At 65.1% G+C, this 16,766-nt stretch carries 15 protein-coding genes and 1 pseudogene; 13 read left to right on the top strand and 3 right to left on the bottom strand.

All coding sequences use genetic code 11. The annotated features are described in order from the left end of the window. The 5 genes and pseudogenes from ACFQ36_RS06165 to ACFQ36_RS06185 all read left to right on the top strand — a co-directional run. A pseudogene (locus ACFQ36_RS06165) lies at nt 1-358 on the top strand (asparaginase); the annotation flags it as partial. Between the two features lie 39 nt (nt 359-397). After that, nucleotides 398-1,288 carry a polysaccharide deacetylase gene (locus ACFQ36_RS06170; RefSeq protein ID WP_377011679.1) on the top strand — a complete coding sequence of 297 codons (891 nt, stop codon included), beginning with the start codon at nt 398-400 and terminating at the stop codon, nt 1,286-1,288. After that, nucleotides 1,285-2,676, top strand: coding sequence for an MFS transporter (locus ACFQ36_RS06175; protein ID WP_377011681.1), 1,392 nt, complete (start codon nt 1,285-1,287; stop codon nt 2,674-2,676). The genes ACFQ36_RS06170 and ACFQ36_RS06175 overlap by 4 nt, the downstream gene beginning before the upstream one ends. Continuing rightward, the gene (locus ACFQ36_RS06180; RefSeq protein WP_377011683.1) at nt 2,663-3,436 is read left to right on the top strand and encodes an SDR family NAD(P)-dependent oxidoreductase; all 774 of its coding nucleotides are present in this window, start codon (nt 2,663-2,665) and stop codon (nt 3,434-3,436) included. The genes ACFQ36_RS06175 and ACFQ36_RS06180 overlap by 14 nt, the downstream gene beginning before the upstream one ends. Continuing rightward, on the top strand, nt 3,436-4,158 hold the full coding sequence (locus ACFQ36_RS06185) for an SDR family NAD(P)-dependent oxidoreductase (protein ID WP_377011685.1): 723 nt from the start codon (nt 3,436-3,438) through the stop codon (nt 4,156-4,158). The genes ACFQ36_RS06180 and ACFQ36_RS06185 overlap by 1 nt, the downstream gene beginning before the upstream one ends. Here ACFQ36_RS06185 and ACFQ36_RS06190 read toward each other — a convergent pair. Then, the gene (locus ACFQ36_RS06190) at nt 4,155-5,315 is read right to left on the bottom strand and encodes a helix-turn-helix domain-containing protein (RefSeq protein ID WP_377011687.1); all 1,161 of its coding nucleotides are present in this window, start codon (nt 5,313-5,315) and stop codon (nt 4,155-4,157) included. The two genes, ACFQ36_RS06185 and ACFQ36_RS06190, sit on opposite strands and share 4 nt — an antisense overlap. A gap of 277 nt (nt 5,316-5,592) precedes the next feature. On the opposite strand from ACFQ36_RS06190, the gene ACFQ36_RS06195 reads away from it, so the two are divergent. The 8 genes from ACFQ36_RS06195 to ACFQ36_RS06230 all read left to right on the top strand — a co-directional run bounded on the left by ACFQ36_RS06195 (nt 5,593) and on the right by ACFQ36_RS06230 (nt 14,927). Next, nucleotides 5,593-6,576, top strand: coding sequence for a phosphotransferase (locus tag ACFQ36_RS06195; protein ID WP_377011689.1), 984 nt, complete (start codon nt 5,593-5,595; stop codon nt 6,574-6,576). A gap of 49 nt (nt 6,577-6,625) precedes the next feature. Next, entirely contained in the window at nt 6,626-8,095 is a 1,470-nt protein-coding gene (locus ACFQ36_RS06200) for a sugar ABC transporter ATP-binding protein (protein ID WP_377011691.1), read from the top strand. 83 nt (nt 8,096-8,178) lie between these two features. After that, nucleotides 8,179-9,132, top strand: a complete 954-nt coding sequence (locus tag ACFQ36_RS06205) for an ABC transporter permease (protein WP_377011693.1) — start codon at nt 8,179-8,181, stop codon at nt 9,130-9,132. Beyond that, on the top strand, nt 9,129-10,151 hold the full coding sequence (locus tag ACFQ36_RS06210) for an ABC transporter permease (protein ID WP_377011695.1): 1,023 nt from the start codon (nt 9,129-9,131) through the stop codon (nt 10,149-10,151). Before ACFQ36_RS06205 ends, ACFQ36_RS06210 begins: the two co-directional genes overlap by 4 nt. A gap of 55 nt (nt 10,152-10,206) precedes the next feature. Continuing rightward, complete coding sequence (locus tag ACFQ36_RS06215; RefSeq protein WP_377011697.1) at nt 10,207-11,448, top strand: sugar ABC transporter substrate-binding protein; 1,242 nt, start codon at nt 10,207-10,209, stop codon at nt 11,446-11,448. A gap of 208 nt (nt 11,449-11,656) precedes the next feature. Continuing rightward, complete coding sequence (locus tag ACFQ36_RS06220; protein ID WP_377011699.1) at nt 11,657-12,559, top strand: allophanate hydrolase subunit 1; 903 nt, start codon at nt 11,657-11,659, stop codon at nt 12,557-12,559. Further along, nucleotides 12,556-13,536: a biotin-dependent carboxyltransferase family protein gene (locus ACFQ36_RS06225; RefSeq protein ID WP_377011701.1), complete on the top strand. Its 981-nt coding sequence runs from the start codon at nt 12,556-12,558 to the stop codon at nt 13,534-13,536. Before ACFQ36_RS06220 ends, ACFQ36_RS06225 begins: the two co-directional genes overlap by 4 nt. A gap of 56 nt (nt 13,537-13,592) precedes the next feature. Further along, a complete protein-coding gene (locus ACFQ36_RS06230) occupies nt 13,593-14,927 on the top strand; it encodes an aspartate aminotransferase family protein (protein ID WP_377011703.1) in 1,335 nt (444 codons plus the stop codon). 28 nt (nt 14,928-14,955) lie between these two features. Here the strand turns inward: ACFQ36_RS06230 and trxB are convergent, their stop codons facing one another. Further along, nucleotides 14,956-15,933 carry a thioredoxin-disulfide reductase gene (gene trxB / locus ACFQ36_RS06235; RefSeq protein WP_377011705.1) on the bottom strand — a complete coding sequence of 326 codons (978 nt, stop codon included), beginning with the start codon at nt 15,931-15,933 and terminating at the stop codon, nt 14,956-14,958. A gap of 112 nt (nt 15,934-16,045) precedes the next feature. Continuing rightward, the gene (locus ACFQ36_RS06240) at nt 16,046-16,756 is read right to left on the bottom strand and encodes an SOS response-associated peptidase (protein ID WP_377011707.1); all 711 of its coding nucleotides are present in this window, start codon (nt 16,754-16,756) and stop codon (nt 16,046-16,048) included. Between the last annotated feature and the right edge of the window lie 10 nt (nt 16,757-16,766).

A 16,766-nucleotide genomic window follows, 5' to 3' on the forward strand; every position in this document is an offset into this window, starting at 1 on the left:
CCCGGGGGCGGACGACGCCCTGCTGCGGGCGGCGCTGGAGGCGGGGGCGGCGGGAATCGTGCTGCAGGCCACCGGCAGCGGCAATGCGAACCCGAAGCTGTGCGCTGCGGTCGCCGACGCCACCGCAGCCGGCGCCGTCGTCGTGACCAGCACCCGCGTTCACGCCGGCCCGGTCGTGCCGATCTATGGAGATGGCGGCGGCAAGGATCTGCTTGCGGCCGGCGCCATTCCCTCCGGGATACTGCGCCCGTCCCAGGCCCTGATCCTGCTCAGCCTCCTGCTCAGGCTGGACACACCCCGGGCCCAAATCGCCGAGGCCTTCACCCGGCTCGGACGGCCGCCGTCCCAGGACAGTTGACTACATCCCCATTCAGGTACGGATCAGGAAGGCCAGCTCATGACAAAGGATATTCAGGTCGCCTTCGGCGTGGACGTCGATGCGGTTGCCGGCATGCTTGGTTCCTACGGCGGCCAGGACTCCCCTTGCGATATCTCACGCGGGCTCTTCGCCGGGGAGGTCGGGGGCCCGCGCCTGCTGCGGCTCTTCGAGAAGTACGGACTGCCCTCGACGTGGTTTATCCCGGGACATTCGATAGAAACCTTTCCGGACCTGAGCCACATGGTGGCGGACGCCGGGCACGAGATAGGGGTTCACGGCTACTCCCACGAGAACCCGATTGCGATGACACGGGAGCAGGAGACAGCCATCCTGGACCGCTGCATCGAACTGATCGAAAAGGTTTCCGGGAACCGGCCCACCGGATACGTCGCACCGTGGTGGGAATTCTCGGCCGTCACCAACGAAATCCTGCTCGAACGGGGCATCAAGTACGACCATTCCCTGATGCACCGCGATTTCGAGCCCTACTACGTGCGGGTCGGCGACCGGTGGACCAAGATCAACTACGGCGAACCCGCCGAAACCTGGATGGAGCCGCTGGTCCGCGGCGAGGAGACCGACCTCGTCGAGATCCCGGCCAACTGGTACCTGGACGACCTGCCCCCGATGCTGTTCATCAAGGCATCCCCGAACTCGCACGGGTTCGTCAACCCGCGCGACATCGAACAGATGTGGCGGGACCAGTTCGACTGGGTCTACCGGGAAATGGACCAGGCCGCCTTCACCATGACCATCCACCCGGATGTCTCCGGCAGGCCCCAGGTACTGCTCATGCTCGAACGGCTCATCGAGCACATCAACACGCATGACGGTGTCAGCTGGCTCACCTTCAACCAGATCGCCGATTCCTTCATCCAGCGCTCGCCGCGAAAGGAGACAAACCCATGAGTACCCCCGAGGTCGGCGTCGACCTGAGCATTCCCACCACCGGCGAGAAACGGCAGTTCCCGTCCTTCTCCAAGAAGACCACCAACACCTCCTCGATCCTGGCGCTGTTGGCCTGGACCGTTGCCGTCTTCGACTTCGGGCTTTTCGGCACGCTGCTGCCGGCCATGCAGGACGAGTTCGGCTGGACCGCCCCCGAGGCCTATGCGATCAATACCTGGATCGCCGTCGGTACCGCGGTCGTCTGCTTCGCCATCGGCCCCGTGATTGACCGCCTCGGCCGGCGCCGCGGAATGATGACCACCATTGGCGGCACCGCCGTTGTCTCGGGCCTGACCTCGCTCATCCCCGCGGGGCTGGGCGCTATCAGCAGTGCGCTCCTGGTGTTCGTGCGGTCCTTTGGCGGCCTCGGTTTTTCCGAACAGGCCGTCAATGCCACCTACATGAATGAGGTCTACCAGGTCACCGAGGATGAAAAGAGGCGGAAGCGTCCCGGTTTCCACTACTCCTTCATCCAGGGCGGCTGGCCCCTGGGCTTCCTGCTGGCCAGCGCCCTGTCCCTGGCCTTCCTTCCGATTTTCGGCTGGCGGATTCTGTACGTGCTGGCGTGCATCCCGGCAGCCATCATCATGTGGGCCATCGCGAAGAAGCTGCGGGAAACCCCGCAGTTCGAACTGCACCACCGGCTCACCCAGCTTGAGAAGCATGGACAAAGCGAGCAGGCGCATGCGCTGGCCCACGCCTACGGTGTGGAACACTCGTCCGCGGCACCCCTGAAGCGCATTTGGGAACCGCATCTGGCCAGGAATACCGTCGTGTTTTCCCTGGCCTGGATCATCAATTTCTTCGGCATCACGATCTTCAGCATCCTGGGGACTTCCGTGCTGAAGAACGCCAAGGGCGTGGAACTGACCACGGCGTTCTGGCTGCTGATCGTCATCAACGGGCTGGCCTACTTCGGCTATGTCTTCCACGGCTGGCTCGGCGACCAGATCGGCCGCAAGAAGACGATCGTCATCGGCTGGATCATCTCGGGCATCTGCTTCAGCATCATGCTCAGCCCCTTGGCCACCAACGCGGGAATGATCATCCTCACCTACGGCGCGGGCCTGTTCTTCCTGGTCGGCCCCTACGCGGCCATCCAGTACTTCATGGCCGAGTGCTACCCCGTCAGCTGCCGTGCCACCGGAACCGCGTTCATCGGCGCCATGAGCCAGCCGGGCACCATCCTCGGCGGCGCCATCTTCACTGCCGTGGCCGCCGGGGCGGGTACCGGAGCGGCGGCCCTGTGGGTCGGAGCCGTGGGAACCCTGGTCTCCGGGCTGCTGATGCTCGCCGCCAAGCCGCCGCTTGAGGCCATACTGGAGGATCATCCCCATGAAGTCGACTGACGATGCCCCGGTAGCAATCATCACCGGTGCCGCGAGCGGCATCGGCCGTGCCCTCGCCGCCCACTATGCGCAGCGCGGCGTGCGCAGCGTCATCGGCACCTTCCCCGGGGACCCGCATGATCCGGAGGAGACCCTGCGGCTGGTGACCGGCGCGGGAGGCCAGGGTGTGATCCAGGAAGTCGACGTGCGCAGCACCTCCTCCGTTGATGCCTTCGCCGAGCGGGCCGTCCAGGAATACGGGCGGCTCGACTACGCCATCGCCAATGCGGGCATCCTGCGCAACGCCGCCCTGGCGGAACTGTCCGACGACCGCTGGACGGACATGCTCGACGTCGACCTGACCGGCGTGCTGCGCACGCTGCGGGCCGGCGCCGCCAGGATGGCCGACGGCGGAGCCATGGTCGCCGTATCCTCGATTGCCGGCGGAGTCTACGGCTGGGAGGAGCACGCGCACTATGCCGCGGCCAAGGCCGGCGTCCTCGGACTCGTCCGCAGCGTGGCCGCAGAGCTGGGACCGCGGGGGATTCGCGCCAATGCGGTGATCCCGGGACTGATCGAAACACCCCAGTCGCTGGATCCGGTCAACTCCCTGGGACCGGAGGGGCTGGAACGGGCGGGCAAGGACATCCCCTGGGGACGCGTCGGCCGGCCGGAGGAAGTCGCCAGCGTCATCGGCTTCCTCACATCTTCCGACGCCGCCTATGTCACCGGTCAGGCCCTGGTCGTGGACGGCGGGCTGACGATCAAGATGCGTGCCTGATGAGCGGGCCCGCTGCCTTCGACACGGCGACCGGACGCGCGGTGGTGGTGACCGGCGGCGCCAGCGGCATCGGGCTGGCCATTGCCGAGGCCTTCCGGGCCAACAGCGACCGCGTGGCGGTCCTGGACCGCGCCGGCGGCGACGGCATTATCCGGGTGGACGTCGCCGATGAGGCAAGCGTCCGCGACGCCTTCGCCGCCGCCCGGCGGCAGCTCGGCCCGGTCCACATCCTGGTGAACAGCGCCGGGCTGCTCACCGAGTCGCCCCTGGAAGAGATGACGCTGGCGATGTGGAACGAAACGATCGCCGTCGACCTGACCGGGGTGTTCCTCTGCTGCCGGGAGGTGGTGGGGGAGATGCGCGAGCGGAAGTGGGGCCGGATCATCAATGTCGCCTCCCAACTGGGCATCAAGGGAGGCCTCGGGCTCAGCCACTACAGTGCGGCCAAGGCCGGGGTCATCGGGCTGACGAAGGCGCTTGCGCTGGAGATGGCGCCCCACAATGTCCTGGCCAACAGCATCGCCCCGGGCCCGATCACCACCCCCTTGGTGGACGGCATCTCCGAAGACTGGAAGGCGGCCAAGCGTGCCGAACTGCCGCTCGGGCGGTTCGGCACCCCGGCCGAGGTCGCCCCCGCAGCCATCCTGCTGGCCAGCGACCCCGGCGGCAATCTCTTTGTCGGGCAGACCCTCGGACCCAATTCCGGTGACGTGATGCCCTAGCGGCCGCGGCCGGCATGCCTTTTCTGCCGGCGCCTGTAGGCGTCGTAGGCCAGGCTGATCGTGGTGATGTCGGCCGGCCGGGACAGGTCGAGGCCGGTCACGGATTCCAGCTGCTGGAGGCGCTTGCGGATTGTGTTCCGGTGCCGATAGGTGATCCTGGCGATGTCGGCTATTGTTCCGTCGCTGGCAACGTAGGCCGCAATCGCCTCGAAGCAGGCATCACGCTCCGTCGGCGGCAACGATTCCACCGGTGCCAGGACCTCGGCGGCGAGGATGTCGGACAGCTCGCTGTCCACGGAGGCAAACGCCCCCGTCCAGCCCTGCCGCAGATGCCGGATTCCCGGCTGGTCCGATCCGCGGATCACGGCCCTCGCAAGGCGGATTCCCTTCGGAACCGACTTCAGGCCGTCAACGTCGAAGACTCCGCACGTGAACCGTTGCAGGTCATCAAGATGCCGCAGTGCCTCGTCCGCAGAGGACCGGATAAGCATGACTCCCACAAGTTCGCCGGCTCCCCAGGAGAAGTGGGAACGCACGTTCCGCTGGTTCAGGCGGGCGAGGCTGCGGTTGAGCAGGTCGGGGTTCGGGGCAGGGAACGCCCCGACGAGGCACAGATAGCTGCCGTCAACGGGGAAGTCCAGGGCCCGGGAGGCCTCGGCAACGATGGAGTCGTCACGCTCTCCTTCCAGCAGGAGCCGCTCGAAAGCCACCGAACGGATTTCCTCCAGCCGGCGGCTGACCCGGTCGGCTGCCCGCCGGTAGCCTTCGACGACATCGGCGATGTTTGCCTCCACAGCCTCCCAGACATCAACCAGCCCCTCCAGGAACTGCGGACTCGCATCGAGTCCGAGGGCCTTGCCTTCCTTGACGATTGCTTCCCACAGGATGCGCAGGTCGATCCGGAAGGAATGGAGGACGCTTGACAGTTCCAGGTTCTGGTAGGCCCGGAGCTGGCCGGTCTCGTAGGCGGCAGAGGAAAGCGAGGGGGGAATGGGCGTTCCCGACAGCCTCATCAGTGCAAGCCGGATCGTGCGCTGCATCTGGTGGCGCAGATCGGCCAGATTGATGGACTGGTAGCCCTTTTCGTCCTCTATCAGCCGCGACATCGACAGGTCCGTCAGCTGGTCCAGCTTGTGGTCGAGCAGGCTTTGCGCCACTCGTCCAATCTCCTCCGCGCCCACCGCCAGCCCCTCCATTCATGCCGGCCCGCGCCGTCCGCCACGGTGTGCACCGTGCACAGATAATGCGCGTATTGTAGGCGCACGATGCATTGACCGTCCAGTGCCGGCGTTGGTGTACTTGAAATCAGCAACGAGCAGCAAAAGCGTGCTGTGCACGTGGCGGCCCGAAGGGTGCGAGTGAATGCCAACAGGCCCGGAAAACCAAAGAACAGCGGTAAAGCCCCATGATCGTTCGAACGTTCCGGTCGGCGAAGTGGCTGCGCTTCTCCACGACCTTTATGACCTGGACGTGACGGACACCAGGGTGCTGGGCGGGGAAATCGACCATAACGTGCGTGTCACCGATGCACACGGCCGGCGATTCCTGGCGAAGTTGACGCCTGCCTCCTCGCCGCCGGAGGCGGTGGCCTGGCAGGAGTCGGTGCTGGAGCATCTGGCTCAGCGGCCGATCAGCGTTGAGTTTCCGCGGATGCTTCCGAACCGGCAGGGGCAGGTCCATTGCGGCGTCGTCGTGGGGGGCGAGCGCTACCTGCTGCGGCTGCTCAACTGGATCGACGGGGAAATGATGGCAACCGTGGAGGAACATCCCCCGGCGCTCCTGCGCCGGCTTGGCCGGGTGGCGGCCGAGATCACCAACGCACTGGAAGGGCTGGTCCAGCCTGCCGGACTCGGTGCACACCACTGGCTGGTCACCCGCAGCCAGGAGGCCATCGAGGACTCCCTCGACGCCGTGACGGATCCGGAATGCCGCCGGAGCGTGGAGATAATCCTGGGCTGGTTCCGGAACGCAGCGGCGGTCTTTGACAGGCTGCCTACGGCGACAGTCCATCAGGACCTCAATGATTTCAACGTGCTGGTCGCGGCCTCGGACTCCGGCGAGGCACGCCTCGCCGGAGTGGTGGACTTCAATGATGCCGTTACCACGATCCGGGTGGCCGAACCCGCCGTCGCCGGAGCCTACGCCATGTTGAGGAAGGCAGATCCGGTCTCCGCGTTCTGCGAGGTGGTGGCCGGGTACCGGGAGCTCATCCAGATGACGGACGAGGAACTGGAGGTGGTTTTCCCCCTTGCCGCTGCCCGCCTGTGCGTCAATGCGGCCACGTGGACGAAGCGCACCTCGCAGCAGAACCACCGTTACGGCGAAGCGCGAAAGCAGGCAACCTGGCCGACTGTCCTGCAGATCGCCAAGGCCGATCCCGCAGAGGTGGCCTCGAGAATCCGCCGGGAGCGGACCTGACCGCGGCCTGCCCTGCCAACACCAATGGAATCCGCTAGGGAGACAGATCATGGGATTCGTTGAAATCCACGGCATATCCAAGTCGTTCGGTGCGACCAAGGCCCTCTCCGACGTGACAATGACGCTGGACCGGGCCGAGATCCACGGCCTGCTTGGGGAGAACGGCGCCGGCAAGTCGACACTGATGAAAGTGCTGTCCGGCATGGTTGTCCCGGATGCCGGTTCCGTCCAGATTGACGGCCATGAACTGCAGTTTGGCCATCCGCGGCATTCGCGCCGGGCGGGGCTGGGCATCGCCTACCAGGAACTCAGTTCGCCGCCGAACATCACGATTGCCGCGAAGCTCTGCCTTCCGGACCTCCCGCGGGGACCGCTGGGGCTGATTTCCCGGAAGAAGATGGTAGCGAACGCGTCCCGGATCCTGGACAAGTTCGGGGCCAACCAAATCGACCCGCAGGCACTCATTGCCGAGGTCGATCTGGCCACCCGCCAGCAGGTGGAGATCATTGCCGCCATGTCGATCGACCCCAAGCTGCTGATCCTTGATGAGCCCACCGCTGCCCTGCCGGATACCACCTGGCTGTTCGCCCAGCTGCGGCGGCTGAAGGAGGGCGGCTGTTCGGTGGTCTACATCAGCCACAAACTCCACGAAATCGAAGACATCTGCGACCGCGGGACCATCCTGCGAAGCGGCCGCACCGTCGGATCCTTCGAGCGCGGCGAAAAAACCGATGACGAACTGGTGGAACTGATGATCGGCCGGTCCTTTTCCAAGACGTTTCCGCCGAAACCGCTCGACCATGTCGGCGGAAAACCCGTCCTTGTGGCCGAAGGCATCGCCGTGGGAGACCGGCTCAAGGAGGCAACGCTGACGGTCCGCGAGAAGGAAATCGTCGGAGTGGCAGGACTCGAAGGCCACGGCCAACGTGAACTGCTCTACGGCCTGGCAGGGCTGATGCCCCTGACGGCCGGCAGGGTCGAGGTGGAGCCGACCGAGACCGGAAACAGGACGGCCCTCGTTCCCGAGGAACGGAAGACCGAGGCCCTCTTCCTGGAAATGTCTTCCGCGTTCAATATGACCGTTGGATCGCTGCGGAAGTATTCCGCTGCGGGCATCGTCTCCAAGCGCCGGGAGATGCGGCTCGCCAACGACATTTCCAAGCAGGTGAATCTGCCGGGCCAGATGCTCGCCCGGCGAGTGGCGGACCTGTCCGGAGGAAACCAGCAGAAGGCGGTTTTTGCGCGGACCATTTCCCAGGATCCGCGGTGCCTTATCCTGTTCGATCCGACCCGCGGGGTTGACGCGGCTACCAAGCTGGAGCTGTACGACCTGATGCGCAAATTCGCGGACAGCGGGCGCGGCGTCATCATCTACTCGACCGAGATACCCGAACTCGTCGGGCTGTGCGACCGCGTATATACGGTCCACGGCGGGAGGATCCGCGCGGAGTTCTCGGGTGCTGACATCACCGAAACCAACATCATGAAAAGCGCTCTTAACAGAGTAGAGGTGAGCTGAGGGTGCAGAAGACGAAATTCAAGGCCTTGCCGGAACCGAGCCTTGTTACAGCTGTAGGGATCTTCGTTGTCACGTATTCGTTGTTGCTGATTTTCTCTCCCTTTGAAAGGAACGCTTTTGCCTTCGGCAACTATGTGGTGCTCTTCACTCCGCTCGCCATTGCGGCGGTCGGCACAACGCTCGTGCTGATCACCGGCGGCTTCGACCTGTCGGTCGCCGGCACGATATCGCTGTCGAATGTCATGGCCGCAACGCTGCTGACGAAGTATCAGGAACAATCGCTGCTGGTCATCGTCATGATTGTGCTGGTGGGCCTGGCAATCGGCCTCCTGAACGGCATCCTCATCGTTCTGCTGAGGCTTCAGTCGCTGGCCGTCACGCTCGCCTCGTTCATCTGCAGCACCGGGGTTGCGCTCATGATCCTGCCGGCTCCCGGGGGGTCGGTGCCGCCCGGGTTCACCGAGGTGCTTCTCGCCACAATCGGGAGCATCCCGATCGCGCTCCTGGTGCTGGTCGCCATCGGCGTTCTCTGGTCGATCTTCCGCCGGACCAGGACGGGCAGCGCCCTGTTCGCCATCGGCGCGGACCGGCCCGCTGCCGTCATGTCCGGCATCCCCGTAACCAGGAGCGAGATCACGGCCTACACCGTCGCCGGCGGCTTGTACGCAGTGGCGGGGCTGTACCTGACGGCGGTGACTTCTTCGGGTGACCCGAATGCCGGCCGGCCCTTCCTGCTGACCGCGTTCGCGGCCATGGCGCTGGGCCTGGTCAGCTTCCGGGGCGGAGCAGGCAACGCGGTTGCCTCGATCCTGGGGGCTGCCAGCCTGATGACCATTCCGAAGCTCCTTTTTGGCCTGGGCATCGCGGACTTCTGGGTCGGGGCCTTCCAGGGTCTGATCATCCTGGTTGCGCTCAGCATCCCGGTGGTCACCCGGTACCTGAGGTCGCGGTCCACCGGAAAGAAGAAGACCGGAGCACCCCGGGCCCTGCCAGAACCCTCTGTCCCGACAAGGAATATCCAAGGAGCGGCAACGTGAAACTGCAAGCATCTCCGGCGGCCGCCCACACCGGCCCGAAGCCGGCAGGGGCAGCGGCGACGGCCAAGGGTGCGCGCCGGGTCCCGGGGGCCCTGGTCAACCCGGTTGCCATCGTGTGGCTCATCACCCTTATCTGCCTTCCGCTCTCACGGATCGTCAGTCCCAACTTCCCCTCGGTTTCCCTGGTCAACAGCGTCCTCATCCTCAGCCTGTTCATGGTGACCGTGGCCTTTGGCCAGGGCCTGGTGATCCTGACCGGAGGAATCGACCTGTCTGTCGCCTCCGTGGTGGGCCTCGGTGCCTTCGCTACCGGTGTCTTCGCCAATGCGGGAGTACCGGTGCTCGCAGCGGTTGCCATCGCCGTCGCATTGAGTGCGGTGGTCGGAGCCGTCAACGGACTCTTCGTGGCCTACGCCGGATTTCCCCCGTTCATCGTCACACTCGCCTCGGGCACAATCCTGGCCTCCATTCTCCTCGGCGTGAGCAGGGGTGCCCCGGCGCAGCGGTCTCCGGCCGTGCTGGCCGACCTTTTCAGTGGACGAATCGCGGTGGCCGGCATCCCGACACCCATCATCGTGCTGGTGCTCGTCGTGCTGCTGGGACTGCTCATCCAGAACCGGACGCGCCTGGGGCGGCAGGCCTACTGCGTGGGCAACAGCGTCCGGGCCACGCAGATTGCCGGATTGTCCGTCACGGCCACGCTGGTCTCCGTGTACGTTGTGGCAGCGGCCTTCTACGGGCTGACCGGGGTCATGCTTCTCGGGTATTCCTCGGGCGCGGACCTGAACATCGGCGCGGGCTGGCTGCTGCCCAGCATCACGGCTGTCGTGGTCGGCGGTTCCGCGATCCGAGGCGGAGCGGGATCCTTCCTGGGTACCGTCGGCGGAGCCGTACTCCTGACACTGCTGAGCATCTGCATTTCCGCGGCAGGCATTCCGGAGGGATTCAGGCAGGTGCTCTACGGTGCCATCATCCTCATCGCACTCATCGGCGGGAGGTTCAGCCAGCGTGTCAGCTAGGATCCCCCACCCAGTGACGAAGCACATCCATGCAACCACCAGAAAAGAAGGAGCAATGGGCAAGAAAATACGCAGCATCCTGGGTGCAGTGGCCGTCGGGGCCACGGTCATAAGCCTCGCTGCATGCGGAGGCGGCAATCAGCAGGCGTCGAACGGCAAGCAGAAGATCTACCTGAACCTCAGCTACAGCGGAAACAACTGGCAGGACGAGGCCGCCAACCTGGCACTGTCCATTGCCAAGGCGCCCGAGAACGCCGAAAAGTACGACGTCGTCAAGCAGATCTCCGGCACCGATGTCCAGAAGCAGATCTCCGACCTGCAGTCCATGATCGCGTCCGGAGCGAAGCTGATCGTTTCCTACCCGATTTCGCCCACGGCCCTGGACTCGGTAGTCAAACAGGGATGCCAGCGCGGAGTCACCTTCGTGTTCTACGACTCCACCGTCAACGCCGACTGTGCCTACAACGTTGCCTTCATTACCGGGGCACGGGTGGACGACCCGCAGAAGGCATTCTTCGGCGCCCAGACGGCGCAGGCCCTGGTGGACCTGCTGCATGAAAAGGGCAAGATCTTCATGAACCGCGGGGTGCCGGGAACTGCGACCGACACGGTGCATTACGACACCGCCAAGGCGGTGTTCGACCGCTACCCCGGCATCAAGGTGGTTTCCGAGTTCTACGGCAAGTGGGATTCGTCCGTCAGCCAGCAGGAGACAGCGAAGGCACTTGCTGCCCATCCTGACGTGGACGGCATCTGGTCCCAGGACGGTGAGGCGGGCGTCCTCAAGGCGCTGGAGGCCGCGGGCAAGAAGATTCCGGTGACAGGGGAGAACAGCAACTACTTCCGCCAGCGGCTCAGCGAAGGCTGGCCCGGGATCTCCTCCGGCTCCCCGCCGGCCCAGGCAGGGGTGGCCATGAAGGTCGGCTTGAAGATCCTGCAGGACGGCCCTGACTCGGTTCCCAAGAATATCGAAATGCCGCTGCCGTGGGTGACCACCGAAACCGCCAAGGCGTGCAAGGGAAGCGAGTTTGCCAACGGCTGCAATTTCTTCCCCCAGGCCAACGATACGTTCGTGACGGAGATCTTCCAGAAGGACCTGCTTCCGGAAAGCTCTTTGGATTCGGCCAAGTCCGGCAAGCCGGCGGCCAAAGTCCAGCCGCTGCCGGACATGAGCAAATTCGCCCAGCCCGAGAGCCGCAGGATCTACACCAGAGGTTCATGTGACCCGGGATGGGTCGAGGGCCGCGTCACCGAAGGCCAGGAGCCATCCGGACTGCGGGGCTGCGTCAAGCAATAACACGGTTCCGCTGCCGTGCCTGTCCTGCGGCACGCATCCGCCGCAGGACAAGCACGGGAAACGGCGTGATTCCCAATAATAATGCCCGTGCAGCCCATGGGCATCCATGGCGGCCGCCCGAACGCGGGAGGGATTGCCCGGGCCGTCCGCCGTGCACCCGAAGAATCCGACATCCTTGTCCGCTGCATCATCGGATCGGAGAACTGAATTGGACCAGCCGGTTTATCACTACTTCCAGGACGGCTCGAAGTTGAGCTTCGGGGCGGATGAATTCCTCTTTGTCGAACTCTCTGAATCCATGTCACTGGTCGATGCATTGAGGGTTCAGCTGATTACCACCGAGGTATCCTCGATGAAAATCCCCGGCATCCTGGACGTCTGCCCGTCACACATCAGCTACATGATCCGGGTAGATCCGAACCGCCAGGATCCGCGCGACCTCGTGGCGGCCCTGCACGACGCCCACGCGCGCTTCCCGGGCGCCGAATCCTCCATCCTGGAAACCGAAATCATAGAAATCCCCGTTTACTATGACGATCCGTGGACGACCGAAGTGCTCATGAAATTCAGGCAACGTCATCAGTCACCGACCGAGACCGACATTGCCTACTGTGCGCGGATCAACGGATTTTCGACCATCCGCGACTTTATCTCCGCCCATTCGGGAAGTCCGTTTATTGCGACTTTCCCTTGCTTTATCCCAGGCAATGCGGAATGCTTCCAGCTGGTTCCCCGGAAGCGCCAGATCCAGGCACCGAAGTACGTCAGTCCACGAACGGAGACGCCCGCCCGGGCGGTCGGACACGGCGGCGCGTTCACCACGGTCTATCCGACGCGCAGTCCGGGCGGGTACCAGCTGATCGGCCGGTCGCCGGTGCCGGTCTTCGACATGACGCAAACGAATCCGGGATTCGAAAAATCCATCGTCCTCGCCCAGCCGGGCACGATTTTCAAGTACCGGCCCATCGATTATGACGAGTACTTCGAAACCCGGGCCAGCGTCGAATGCGGACAGTACCACTACCGAAGGAGCCCGGTGCATTTCAACTATGCCGAGTTCGTCCAGGACATCGACGGATACAATGCCCGGCTGATGGAGGAACTCTCATGATCGAGGTAGTTTCTCCGGGTCTGCACTCGCTCGTCCAGGACCTGGGCCGCGACGGTTATTATGCCATCGGCATGCCGCCCTCCGGCGCACTCGACCAGTACTCCCATTCGGTTGCGAACCTGCTGGTCGGAAATGGCATTTCGGCGGCCACGCTGGAGGTTACTTTCCTTGCTCCGGAGCTCCTGTTCCATAGCAGCGCAACCGTGGCAGTGACAGGAGCAACCCTGCCGGTACTGCTTGATGGCCAGCCCGCGGAGCAGTGGGCGCCGTTGGTGGTAGCGGCCGGGCAGACGCTCAAATTCGGACCGATGACCGCAGGCTGCCGGGCCTATATCGCCGTTGCCGGCGGTATCGACACGGTGCCCTTCCTGGGCAGTCGTGCGACGTACGCCACCTCGTCGATCGGCGGCCTGGACGGCCGCCCCTTGAAGCAGGGGGACAAACTGCCGGTGGCCGAGGCTTCCCCGGCACGCGGGGCGCCGCGTGCCGGCGTCCGGCTGGATGAACGCTTCCTGCCGCGGCTGGGACATGAGTACGAACTCAGGGTCGTGGAGGGGCTGTGCAACTACCGCTTCCGGCCGGAAAGCCTTGGGACCTTCTTCTCGACCGAGTACCGCGTCACGGCGGAGGCAAACCGCATCGGCTACCGGTTCCACGGTGAGCGCCTCGAGTTCGTGGACCGCGCCCCGGTCTTCGGTGCGGGAGACAATCCGAGCAATGTCGTGGATCTCGGCTATCCGATGGGCTCCATCCAGGTACCGGACGGAGCCGAGCCGATTTGCCTCCTCCGGGACGCCGTCACAGGCGGCGGCTACGCCACCCTCGGCACGGTCATTGCCCGGGACCTGGACCTGCTGGCACAGGCGAAGGTCCCGGACAAAGTACGGTTCACCCGGATCAGTATCGATCAGGCAGTGGAACTTCGGCGGCAGCAGCAGGCGAGGCTGAGGGACGTGGCGCTGAGCCTCGGGGCGTGACGTGCCCTGCAGAGCCCCTGCATTCGGTCATATCGACGATATTTAGGAGAACGGCGTTGTCCAGCAAGAACACCTACATGGCGAACGGCTTCGATCCGTCGACCCTCGATTCGCTTGATCCGGAAATGAGAGCCATGGTGGAGCGGCGCAGCAGGGTGCTGGCGCCTTCGTACCGGCTGTTCTACCGGGAACCGGTCGAATTCGTCCGGGGCAGCGGGGTCCGGCTGTTCGACAGCCACGGCAGGTCCTATCTCGATGTCTACAACAACGTTCCGGCCGTGGGCCACGCCAATCCCCGCGTCACCCAGGCAGTATGCGAACAGATGTCGCGGCTGAATACGCACACGCGTTATGTGACACTGCCGATCATCGAGTATTCGGAACGCCTTATCGGCCTCTTCCCCGAAGAGATCGGACAGGTGATCTATGCCTGCACCGGCAGCGAGGCGGTGGATCTGGCCCTGCGCATCGCCAAGTACGAGACGGGCAGGGGAGGGGTCATCGTCACCAGGCATGCCTACCACGGAACGACGACGGAGGCGGCCACCATCTCGCCAAGCCTTGGGCCGCACCGGCCGACAGCCGGCTGGGTGCGGTATGTCGATGCGCCCGACACGTCCGTGGAGGGCGCCGATGCCGGGCGGCTGTTCGCCGACAGGGTTCGGCAGACCATCGACGGCCTTGAGTCCGACGGTACCGGGTTCGCGGCCTTCATCGCGGATTCGATCTTCTCCAGCGACGGGCTGCAGGCTGATCCGGCGGGGTTCCTGAAGCCCGTCGTGGACGTTGTGCACGCCGCCGGGGGCCTGTACCTCGCCGATGAGGTCCAACCGGGATTCGGCCGCACCGGCGACGCCTGGTGGGGTTTCCTCCGGCATGGCATCCTGCCGGACCTGGTCATCCTTGGCAAACCGATGGGCAACGGCATGCCGATTTCCGCCGTGGTCGGCCGTCCGGAAGTCCTGGAACGCTTTGGGAACGATATGCGCTACTTCAATACGTTCGGGGGCAACTCGGTGTGCATCGCTGCCGCCAACGCGGTCCTGGACGTGATCGAAGACGGGAACCTGCTCGAGAACATCCGCCGGCTCGGCGGCCTGCTGGGAACGGGCCTGCGGGGGATAGCACGCGACTATCCCATGCTGTCCGAGGTCAGGGGCTGCGGGCTCTTCTACGGCGTGGATGTGGTGACCGGTCCGGGCAGCCAGGCGGCAGACAAAGACGGTGCCGAGCGGATCGTCAACGCGCTGCGGCAGCGACGGGTCCTCATCAGTTCCTCGGGCAGGGAGGACAACGTCCTGAAGATCCGTCCTCCGCTGGTCTTCTCGGACGCCGACCTCGAGGAATTCCTGGGCAGCCTCCGCTCGGTGATGGAAGACCTCCACGGGTGACCGGAACGGCTATGGCGCGATTGCCTCCTCAGCCATGGGTGCCCTCCTCGACGAGCGCGGTGGCAATGCTGTCGGCATCCTCGAGGGCGGCCAGGTAGCGTTCGGCGTCCAGGGCGGCGGCGCAGCCGGTGCCGGCGGCAGTGATGGCCTGGCGGTAGCGGTGGTCCACCGCGTCGCCGCAGGCGAACACCCCGCGGAGATTGGTGACGGTGGTGGGGGAGTCCACCTTGATGTAGCCGGCCTCGTCGAGGTCGATCTGGCCCCTGACCAGTTCGGTGCGCGGCACGTGCCCGATGGCCACGAAAATGCCCGATGCGCCCAAGCGCCGGGTGGCCCCGGTGACCGTGTCGGTGAGCGTGACCCCGGTGACCTTGCCGTCGCCGTGGATGGCGGTCACGGCGCTGTTCCATTCGAAGCGGATCTTCTCGTTGTCCCGGGCGCGCTGGGCCATGATCTTGGACGCCCTGAGCGCGTCGCGGCGGATGACGACGGTGACGGACCTGCCGAAGCGGGTCAGGAAGAGCGCCTCCTCCATGGCCGAGTCCCCGCCGCCGACCACGATGATGTCCTGCTCGCGGAAGAAGAAGCCGTCGCAGGTGGCGCACCAGGACACCCCGTGGCCGCTGAACCGCTTCTCTTCGGGCAGGCCCAGTTCCTTGTAGGCGGAGCCCATCGCGAGGATGACCGACGGCGTCTCGTAGGTGTTCCCGCCGACGGTGGCCACCTTCTTCAGGTGCCCCTTGAGCTCCACGGAAGCGACGTCGTCGAACTCGACGACGGCACCGAACCGCTCGGCCTGCCGCTGCAGGTTCTCCATCAGCTCCGGACCCTGGATGCCCTCGGGGAAGCCGGGGAAGTTCTCCACCTCCGTGGTGTTCATCAGCGCACCGCCGGCGGTGACCGCCCCGGCGATCACGCGGGGCGCCAGGCCGGCCCGGGCCGCGTAGATGGCCGCGGTGTAGCCGGCGGGACCGGAGCCGATGACGATGATTTTTTCCTGGCCCATCTTTGTTCTCCTTCGAATGCCGCGTGCGCTCCCGCACTTCAGTCATAGCTTGAGCCTAGACCTTGGACCGGCTCCAGGGCCGGGCACCCGGGCAGGGTCCTGGGCGGCCAGGTCAGCAGCCGACCGGTTCGATCAGTTCGGGCCCGTTGTTGCGGACCGAGTTCACCCGGTCGGAGACAACCCGGGGCACCAGGTGCGGCTCCGGGATCTCGTCCAGCAGGCTGCGCACGTCTGCCTTCCCTGTCAGCCTCGGATCGAGCCAGTCGGCCTGCAGGCCGGCCGGGACGATGACCGGGGTACGGTCATGGACGTGGCCCAGGGCGTCCTGGGCGGGGCGGGTGAGGATCGTGCAGGTCATCAGCCACTTGTCTTCGTGGTCTTCGGGCAGTTCCGGATCCGCCCAGAACTCGTACAGCCCGGCGAACCCCAGCAACGTGCCGTCGTCGGGGTGCAGGTAGTGGGGGATCTTTCCGCCGTCGGTTTTCTGCCACTCGTAGTACCCTTCGGCCGGGACCAGGGCCCGGCGTTTGACCGCGGCCGAGCGGAAGGCCGGTTTTTCCAGCACGGTCTCGGACCGCGCGTTGATCATCCTCGAGCCCACCGAACGGGACTTGGCCCACACCGGCACCAGCCCCCACCGGACGGTTTCCAGCCGGCGGGTCAACTCGCCGGTCTCCTCGTTGACCCGCTCCAGCACGATGCGCACCTGCTGGGTCGGGGCGACGTTCCAGGAGGGGCGCAGGTCGGGTCCGGCAACGTCATCGACCCCGAACGCCGACACCAGGTCGGCCGTTGCCCTTGCCATCACGAATCGTCCGCACATACCGTGATTC

The organism is Arthrobacter sp. GCM10027362, from assembly GCF_042679445.1.
Classification (GTDB): Bacteria; Actinomycetota; Actinomycetes; order Actinomycetales; family Micrococcaceae; genus Crystallibacter.